We start from the raw sequence: 7,123 nt of genomic DNA, 5'->3' as shown, positions 1-7,123 counted from the left end.
GAATATTGCCGATAACGATACTTTACCCATCGTTACCATCACCGCCAGCGACGCCAATGCTGGCGAAACCGATAGCGGCATTGCACTTAACCCCGGACAATTCACCTTTACCCGCACCGGCAGTACCGCCTCCCCACTCACAGTTAACTACGCCATCGCTGGCACCGCAGGTAACGGCAGCGATTATAGTTTGATCGACAACAGCATTACCTTTGCGGCGGGTATTACCAGCGTCACATTACCGATCGACATTATCAACGACACGGTGGTGGAAGCGGCGGAAACCGTCAACCTCACCCTCGCTGCCAATAGTGCTTATACTGTCGGCGCGGCAAATAGTGCCACGGTGAATATTGCCGATAACGATACCGTTATCGCTCCCTTTGCTACAACAGGTTCTCGATCAGGCAATTCGTCTACTGATGCGCTGTTGGATCCGAATGTGTTCCATTGGAACACTAGCTTGAATGGCGGCAAGATTACTTACAGCTTCCTCAGGGATGCAGCTGCCGGTTCTTACTACGGCGACGAAACAGTTTCTGAAGTCAGCGATCCTGTTAAGAACAATGTCCGTTCTATCTTGACCTCGTTGGAGTCGTCGCTCAATGTCGATTTTGTTGAAGTGCAGGATAGTGCTACCAACTATGGTGTCCTTCGCTACATGTTCTCCGATGGTCCGAGTTACACCTACGCTTATTATCCCTCCTCGAATATTGACCCCCGATCAGGTGACGTACACTTTAGCTCGAACTTCGAGAGCGACCCTAACAAAAGCTTCTCAGGAAGCCCTGGTAATTTTGGTTACCAAAGCATTATTCACGAAACTTTCCATGCGCTGGGTCTGAAACACCCATTTGAGGATTCACCGACGTTACTTCCTCAGGAAGATAACAACACCAACACGGTGATGACATACAACGACGACCCACCCTATGCTGGTAGCTACGCGATAACGCCAATGGCTTATGACTTGCGATCGTTGCAATACCTCTATGGAGCCAACAGTAATAACTCAGGAGATACAACCTATTCTTTCAGCAGCGTTTATGGCTATACAGTCAATGGTCAGTTTAACGGTAGCAGTACTACCCCAATCAAGCAATCTCTGTGGGACAGCAGCGGTAACGACACTTTGGATTTTTCCAGCTTGCCTGTTGGCAATTACCGCTTCGACATGAACCCAGGTGGTATTCTGACAACACAGGCAGCCTACAACGGTTCGCCCTACGTAGATTACGTTACCGAATTTTCCTACAGCACCTCTAGCTTTGGTACTACCTTGGCTTACGATACGACGATTGAAAAGCTGATCAACTCGCCAGGTAATGACGAAATTATCGCTAACGCTGCTGCCAATCGTTTTGCAGGTTATACTCCTGGCAATTTCACTGGGAACGATATCTTAAAATTCACCAATTCCTCAGATGTTCTGGAGTTGTCTGGTTACAGTCTCTCCGATTTAACTCCCACAGTCAGCGGTAGCGATCTAAACATCGGTTTGGGGTTAAATGGTTCCCTAGCCATTCAAAATTACTATGGCTTGGATGGCTCGATGAAGATTGCTGTTGCAGGTAACTACTACACCTACAATGCTTCTACTGGTTGGCAAGTAGCACCAGTTCCAGCAATTCCTGCTGCTAGTATCGAGAAACCTAGCGACGGATTAACCTCTACTCCGGCGTCTCCTTATGATTCACCCTTCCCGTTATCACCTGTATACAGTTCAAATGTGGTGAACATTTAATCACTCAAGTTGCTAGTTATAACCATCATCGGTTACTAAATTGCTAATGGCTAATTGCTAATTGCTCATGGTAATATTTTTCTGTTCTACCATTAGCCATTAGCTATTAGCCATTAGCTATTAACAGACCTAAAAAGATAACTAGCAACTTGAGTTCATAAGTTATTTGTCAATAGAGCTTCAGAAACTCAACCAACTGCTCTAACTTAGACCAAGCTTCCCCGCTATTGAGAATATCTCTAGCACGAGCAATGCCCTGTGCATGGTTTCCCATCGGGATCGATTCGCCTACCTGGAGTGCCAAGGATGCATTTAAAGCCACTGCATCCTGTTGCGCCTGAGTGGCTTTCCCTTGCAAGACATTTCGCAAAATTTCGGCATTTTCCTCCACGTCGCCGCCTCGCAGCGCCTCCGTCGGTGCAAAAGTTAAACCCAACTGTTGGGGATCGATCGCAGTTACCTGCACCGTTTGTTCAGAAAGTATTGCCAAATCGGTTAGATCTGCCAATCCTGCCTCATCCAGCTTTTCCCGTCCGTGCAAAACGATCGCTCGTTGCGTCCCCAGTTGGCGCAAAGCATGGGCAATTGTTAACAGCAGTTTGGGATCGCATACCCCAATGATCTGCCCTGTGGGGCGCAACGGGTTCACCAACGGTCCCAATAAATTAAACACCGTTCGCACCTTTAACGTGCGCCGCAGCGGTGCCACCACTTTGAGCGCTGGATGCCATCCAGGGGCAAACAAAAACGTTATGCCTACTTCCTTGAGCGCTGCTTCCACTTTCTCTCCAGGTGCGCTCAGGTTTACTCCCAACGCTTCCAATACATCCGCCGACCCTACCCGACTAGAGGCAGAACGGTTACCGTGCTTGGCGACGGGTATACCCGCAGTTGCCGCTACAAAAGCCACCGCAGTCGAAATGTTAAACGTCGAAGCTCCATCCCCACCAGTACCGCAAGTATCAATAATCGGACATGGGGAATTGAGGGACGCCAAGATATTGTGTTTCTCCCCGTCACCCTGTCTCCCCGTCTCCCCATCTTCCCGCCGCTCCCCTGCTAGGGACTGAGCTTGCAAAACTTTAGCCATACCAGTCAATTCGTCGGCTGAAACGCCTTTGGCTTGGAGTGCGGCTAAAATTGCCCCCGATAGCTCTCTGGGAATTTCTTCATTTAACCATCCTTGCATTAGCTCCGACGCTTGGTCGCAAGAGAGGGATTGTTGGTCTAGTAGCTGTTGCAGTAAGTTCGACCAACTTGAGGATTCTACTGAGTTAGGTACGCTGGCGGTATTTTTTTTTACTTGTTCTAAAGGAAGGTTCGTCATCGACTGCGAAGGTGTTAAACTGACTGGTTCAAAGACATAGCAGATGCGAAGTCTCGCATTTCTACAAGATTACCGCGAATTGCGATCGCATTTTTACTACTAGCAATTTTCCTCAAATTCACCACTTCTAACTTCCTAGCATATCGATTTGGAGTTTTTCTGTAAAAATACCCTAGTCATCACTTTTACAATTGTTATAATACATTTTAGCCTAAACCCCTTATTTAGCAACTCGCAGCGAGTTAGTTTAGCAAGTGTAATCAGGTAAGAAATATGTATCGATTTACCCAAATAGACCCACAGTTGCTAATAGACTCAAGAGCAAATCAAGATCTATTCCGGTTATTTTTGGAACACAGCCCCGTGGCGATCGCGATGTTTGATCGGCAGATGCACTACATATTAGCCAGTCGCAGGTGGTTAACCGATTACAATCTGGGTAACCAAAATATCATCGGTCGTTCGCATTACGAAGTGTTTGAAGAAATTCCAGACCGTTGGAAAAAAATACACCAGCGTTGTTTAGCTGGGGCGGTAGAAAAAAGTGAAGAAGATTGCTTTACACGCGCCGATGGAACGATAGATTGGGTGAGGTGGGAGATCCACCCGTGGCGCAATAGTGCCGGTGAAATTGGTGGGATCATTATGTTTACAGAAGTCATCACCGAGCGCAAACAGGCAGAATTAGCTTTAAAACAAACTCAAGAGGAATTGGAAGCAAGCGCCACCCTCTTGAGTGCAGTAGTTGAAGGAATTCCCGATCCCCTGTTTGTCAAGGATCTTAAAGGACGTTACGCGATGATCAACGCGGCGGGTGCGAAGGTGATTGGTAAGTCAGTTGCAGAAATTATTGGCAAAGATGATACGGAGGTATTTCCTCAAGAAATCGGTCGTCAACTGAAGCAGAATGACCGCCGCATCATGAAGACGGGGGAAACTCAAGTACTTGAGGAAGTAGTAAACGAAAAAGGCATGATGCGAACATTTCTTTCTACAAAAAGCGTCTACCGCGATCCCCAAGGAAATATTATTGGTCTAATTGGGATCGTGCGGGATATTACCGCCAGAAAAATGGCAGAAGAAGCACTGGCAAAGACGAATGAAAAATTAGAAAGAGAAATTGAAGATCGAACCCGTAAATTAAAGCAGACGATCGAGCAATTAAAAAAAGAAATTGGCGAACGAAAATTAGTTGAAAAAACTTTAGCAGAAACCGAAATACACAATCGTTATTTATTGGATCGGTGTCCGATTGGTTTAGCCTTGTGCCGTCTGGATGGGAAACTGGTTTACATAAATCCGGCTTACGCGGCTATTATCGGTCGCACGGTGGAAGAGACTTTAAACCTGTCGTACTGGGATATTACGCCAGAAAAATATGCCGAACAAGAACAAATGCAGTTAGAAAGTTTGAGAACAACAGGGCAGTATGGCCCTTATGAAAAAGAGTATATTCACAAAGATGGGCATCTGGTTCGCGTAGTTTTGGCAGGATTGATTGTGGAAAAAGAGGGAGAACAGTTTATTTGGTCATACGTTCAAGATATTAGCGATCGCAAACAAGCACAAGAAGCATTGCAGCAAAAAGAAGAGTTTTTACGCAGCATCTACGAGGGGGTGGAACAGACAGTTTTTGTCCTAGATGTACGGGAAGATGGAGACTTGCACTGCATTGGGATCAACCCTGTCGGCGAACGCATCAGCGGACTTAGCAGCAAAGAGTGGTACGGTAAGACTCCAGAAGAGATATTTGGTCAAGTCTTAGGAGCATCTGTGCGACAGCATTATACAAAATGCCTTCAGGCGGGTGCGGCAATTTCCTATGAAGAGTGCGTAACATTCGGCGATGTAGATACCTATGCCTTAACGAATCTCACGCCAGTGCGGGATGAGAGAGGAAGAATCTATCGGATTATCGGTACCGTGAATGATATTACAGAGAGCAAGCAGGCAGAAGAAGCTTTGCGACAATCAGAAGGGCAACTGCGACAAAAAGCGCAACGGGAAGCACTAATCAACCGCGTTTCTCGCCAAATTCGTCAATCTCTCGACCTCGACACCATTTTGGCAACCACGGTGCAACAGATCCGATCCCTGCTGCAAATCGATCGCTGTCTGTTTATTTGGTACCTCCCCAACGCCTTCCCACCTGCTTGGGATGTCGTGCATGAAGCCAAAAATGAGGATTTGTTCAGCCTTTTGGGTTACTATCCCGCTGATGTGACGGGATCTCTAGCACAAACGCTCTCAAATTTGGCAATTTACCGAGTGGATGATATCGACGGGATAACCGATCCAGTAGAACGGCAATTCTTTCAGTCTTTGGGGTACAAATCTCTACTGGACCTGCCAATTCATACGGGAAGCGGTGCGATTGGCGTCGTTGCCTGCATAGAACATAATTATGTTCGATCTTGGACTGATGAGGAAGTGGAATTGTTGCAGGCAGTTTGCGACCAACTGGGGATCGCGATCGCTCAAGCAGAACTCTACGCTCAAAGCCAAAATTCTACTCGTATTGCCCAAGAAAAAGCCCAACAACTCGAACAAGCATTGCGCGAACTACAGCAAACCCAAGCTCAACTGATTCAAACTGAAAAAATGTCTAGTTTGGGGCAATTAGTTGCTGGCGTTGCTCACGAAATTAACAACCCGGTTAACTTTATCCACGGCAATCTTACCCACGTCAATGAATACACTCAAGATTTGCTGCGCCTGATCCAGCTATACCAAAAACACTATCGCGAACCCAATCGGGAAATTGCAACCGAAATCGAAGACATCGACCTGGATTTTCTGGTCAAAGATTTACCCAAACTCCTCAATTCTATGAATATCGGGACGGAGCGCATCCGTCAAATTGTCCTGAGTTTGCGGAACTTCTCGCGACTCGATGAAGCGGAAATGAAGCCGGTTGATATCCACGAAGGCATCGATAACACGCTGCTGATCTTGCAAAACCGCCTCAAAGGCAAGCCCGATCGTTCTGAAATTCAGGTGATAAAAGAATACGGCAAGCTGCCCCAAATCGAGTGCTATGCCGGACAATTGAACCAAGTGTTTATGAACTTGCTAAACAACGCAATTGATGCTTTAGAAGAGGTGATGGCTAATCGCTCATTGGTCATGGGCAACAGTCAAGAAAACTCCAATAACCAATTACCAATTACCAATTGCCAATTACCTACTATTCGGATTTGTACCGTTGTCAACAAGGGTTGGGTAAATATTCGGATTGCTGACAACGGTTCCGGCATGACAGAACAGGTAAAAAATCGTTTATTTGACCCCTTCTTTACAACCAAACCCGTTGGTAAAGGAACTGGTTTAGGATTAACAATTAGCTATCAGATTGTTGTCGAAAAACATCGCGGTCAGCTTAATTGTATTTCTGCGCCGGGACAAGGAGCGCAATTTGCGATCGCAATTCCAATTCGGCAATAAAGAAACCGAGATTCTTTAGTTTAAACACCCGGATTATCTTCAACAAATTGAATTTCGATATCGGGAAGCGTCTCCACAAACTGCACCTTAAGATTGGGCAAAAACTCGACAATTGCCCATTCCCCGCACCGAGTTGTTGAGTTTGTGACCATTTTTACCCTCAAGTCAGGCGAGGTTGTAACGACCTTGACCTTAATATCTTGAAAACTTTCAACAAATTTGACTCTACCGTAAAGCGGCTTTCCTTGGTAAGTACAAGTAAATTTATTTACTAAATTTGTCCGCGAAAATAATGCTAGATCCGCTGAAAGTGTTAGCAGCAAAATCCCGCAAAATATAGAGATTTTAAGCCAAAGTTTCATATTAAATCCGCCAAAAGGCCAGCATGTAGGGACACGGCATGTTGAAGTTATCTGTATCTGGCAAAATATCTCCCATGCCGTGTCCCAAAACCGATCAAACACCCAGTCACAACGCCCCCCATGTAGGGACACGGCATGTTGAAGTTATCTGTATCTGGCAAAATATCTCCCATGCCGTGTCCCAAAACCGATCAAACACCCAGTCACAACGCCCCCCATGTAGGGACACGGCATGTTGAAGTTATC

At 46.2% G+C, this 7,123-nt stretch carries 4 protein-coding genes; 2 read left to right on the top strand and 2 right to left on the bottom strand.

All coding sequences use genetic code 11. The features are described from left to right. Nucleotides 1-1,744, top strand: a 1,744-nt coding sequence (locus tag MiSe_RS46525; protein ID WP_307731673.1) for a Calx-beta domain-containing protein, incomplete at its 5' end; no start/stop codon positions are given. 169 nt (nucleotides 1,745-1,913) lie between these two features. Here MiSe_RS46525 and trpD read toward each other — a convergent pair. After that, nucleotides 1,914-3,071, bottom strand: coding sequence for an anthranilate phosphoribosyltransferase (trpD, locus tag MiSe_RS46520; RefSeq protein ID WP_226593749.1), 1,158 nt, complete (start codon nucleotides 3,069-3,071; stop codon nucleotides 1,914-1,916). A 273-nt stretch (nucleotides 3,072-3,344) separates the two neighbouring features. Between trpD and MiSe_RS46515 the strand changes: the two genes are divergently transcribed. Beyond that, nucleotides 3,345-6,515 (top strand): PAS domain-containing sensor histidine kinase, encoded by a 3,171-nt coding sequence (locus tag MiSe_RS46515; protein WP_226593746.1) that lies wholly within the window; start codon nucleotides 3,345-3,347, stop codon nucleotides 6,513-6,515. Between the two features lie 20 nt (nucleotides 6,516-6,535). On the opposite strand, the gene MiSe_RS46510 is transcribed toward MiSe_RS46515, so the two are convergent. Continuing rightward, the gene (locus MiSe_RS46510) at nucleotides 6,536-7,009 is read right to left on the bottom strand and encodes a 7(1) septoil knot domain-containing protein (RefSeq protein WP_226593744.1); all 474 of its coding nucleotides are present in this window, start codon (nucleotides 7,007-7,009) and stop codon (nucleotides 6,536-6,538) included. Between the last annotated feature and the right edge of the window lie 114 nt (nucleotides 7,010-7,123).

The sequence above is a fragment of the Microseira wollei NIES-4236 genome, from assembly GCF_020521235.1.
Taxonomy (GTDB): Bacteria; Cyanobacteriota; Cyanobacteriia; order Cyanobacteriales; family Aerosakkonemataceae; genus Microseira; species Microseira wollei.
The sequence above is the reverse complement of the archived record's forward strand: the minus strand, read 5'-3'. Positions and strand labels throughout refer to the sequence as shown.